Raw genomic sequence first — 1,789 nt, 5'->3', positions numbered from 1 at the left:
ACCCAGAGGTAGTAGCTCGACGAGGCGAACGGCTCGGAGAACTCGCTACCGAGCTGGCTGATCAGCGCGCCGTACTCCAGCTGCGGCAGCACCGTGGAGTAGCCGTTGGTGTAGCCGACGACGAACAGCCCGACGACGAACGCGAGGATGAGGATCACGTACTGGACCGCCTGGTTCTTCGTGGCGCCCAGCATTCCGGACAGGGTCAGGTAGCCGACGGTGACGACCATCATGGCGACGACCATCACCTGGTACCCGTCTAAGCCGGGGACGAGACCCCCGTAGTTACCGAAGATGTACAGGCCGACCAAGGCCATCCCCTTCGCCTGCCCGATGGCGTAGACGAAGCCGATGAGGAACGTCGTCACCGCCGCGATGGCGCGCGCGGTGTCGGAGTTGAACCGGTCGCCGACGAAGTCCGGCGCCGTGTACTTCCCGAACCGGCGCAGCTGCGCGGCGAGGAAGATGAGCAGGATGAAGTAGCCCGTCGTCCAGCCGACGACGAACACCAGCCCGTAGAAGCCCGCGAGCGCGATCGACGCCGCCATGCCGAGGTAGGAGGCCGCGGACATCCAGTTGGCCCCGATCGCCATCCCGTTCTCGACGTTCCCGATCGACCGGCCGGCGACCCACATGTCGTCGGTGTCCGCCACGCGGAAGACGAACCCGATCGTGAGGAACAGACCCAGCATCCCGAGCACGAGCAGCGCCGGCCCGATCTTGAACGAGATGTCGAGGGCCTCCGGGAGGAGGTCGCTCTGTAAGAGGAGCGAACCCGCCGTCATTCGTCGACACCTCCGTCCGCCGCCGCGGCCTCAGCGCCGCTCACGCTCTCCGTCGTGGTGTCGTGTTCGATACCGTACTTCTCGTCGAGCGCGTCCCGCTTCCGCGAGTACCAGAACGAGAGGATCAGCGCGCTCGTCGGGGCGCCGAACGCCACGAGGAAGTAGTGGAGCGGGAACTGTAAGATCGGCATCGACTGCGTCATCGGACCGGGCGCGAGCCGCGTCAGCGTTACGGGCCCCCAGACCGCGAGGATCCAGACGGCGAACCCCGTCCAGACGATCCGGAGGTGATCGCGCATGTACGGCGTGCTCGGGTTCAGGATGTTCACCTCCGCGCCGAGGTAGTCGGTGTTGTTGTGCCGCTGTGCGGCTCCGGTGGAGGCGACGCCCCCGTCGGTGACCGCGTCGTCGGGTGCGCGTCCCCCGTCGGTGACCGCGTCGTCGGGTGCGCGTCCCCCGTCGGTGGCCGCGTCGTCGGCTGTACGACCTCCGTCGGTGACCGCGTCGTCTCGTCTGCGTGAGGTATTATCTGTCATGTTTTGGCGTGTGTTGTGGCTTCGTTTGTGTGCTTTTTTCGTGATGGTTATCGTCGCGCGATCCGTCGTGGTCGTGATGGAAGTCGGTTGAAAACGGGACGCCGGACGCTACTCGGCGTTCGCCTTCCGCTGGATCTCCTCGACGATCTCGGGGTTCCGAAGCGTGCTCGTGTTCCCGAGCTCATCGCCGTCAGCGATGTTCTCCAGCAGGCGACGCATGATCTTCCCGGACCGAGTCTTCGGCAGGTCGGGGGTGAACACGACCTGCTCCGGTCGGGCGATCGGGCCGATGGCGTCCTCGACGCCCGCGACGATCGCGTCGCGGAGCTCGTCGTTCCCCTCGAACCCGTCCTCGGTGGTGACGTACGCGTACACCGCCTCGCCTTTGATGTCGTGGTCGCCGCCGACGACGGCTGCCTCCGCCACCCCCTCGACGCCGACGACGGCGGACCCGATCTCCATCCTCCC

Annotated in this window: 1 protein-coding gene and 2 pseudogenes; all 3 read right to left on the bottom strand. The window is 66.4% G+C overall.

Annotation, left to right across the window (positions count from 1 at the left end; translation table 11 throughout):
- Nucleotides 1-785, bottom strand: a pseudogene (locus B9G38_RS16940) (cation acetate symporter); the annotation flags it as partial.
- Nucleotides 782-1,321 carry a DUF4212 domain-containing protein gene (locus B9G38_RS16935; protein ID WP_086221142.1) on the bottom strand — a complete coding sequence of 180 codons (540 nt, stop codon included), beginning with the start codon at nt 1,319-1,321 and terminating at the stop codon, nt 782-784. The gene B9G38_RS16935 and the pseudogene B9G38_RS16940, both read right to left, overlap by 4 nt.
- Before the next feature lie 108 nt (nt 1,322-1,429).
- Nucleotides 1,430-1,789 (bottom strand): annotated as a pseudogene (locus B9G38_RS16930) (acetyl-coenzyme A synthetase); the annotation flags it as partial.

It is taken from the genome of Halorubrum sp. SD612 (genome assembly GCF_002135005.1).
This window is presented reverse-complemented; position numbering and strand designations above follow the sequence as displayed.

Bases quoted from the DNA above. Each gene is read 5' to 3' on its own strand.
- B9G38_RS16935 (WP_086221142.1), bottom strand. From the start codon at position 1,321: ATGACAGATAATACCTCACGCAGACGAGACGACGCGGTCACCGACGGA.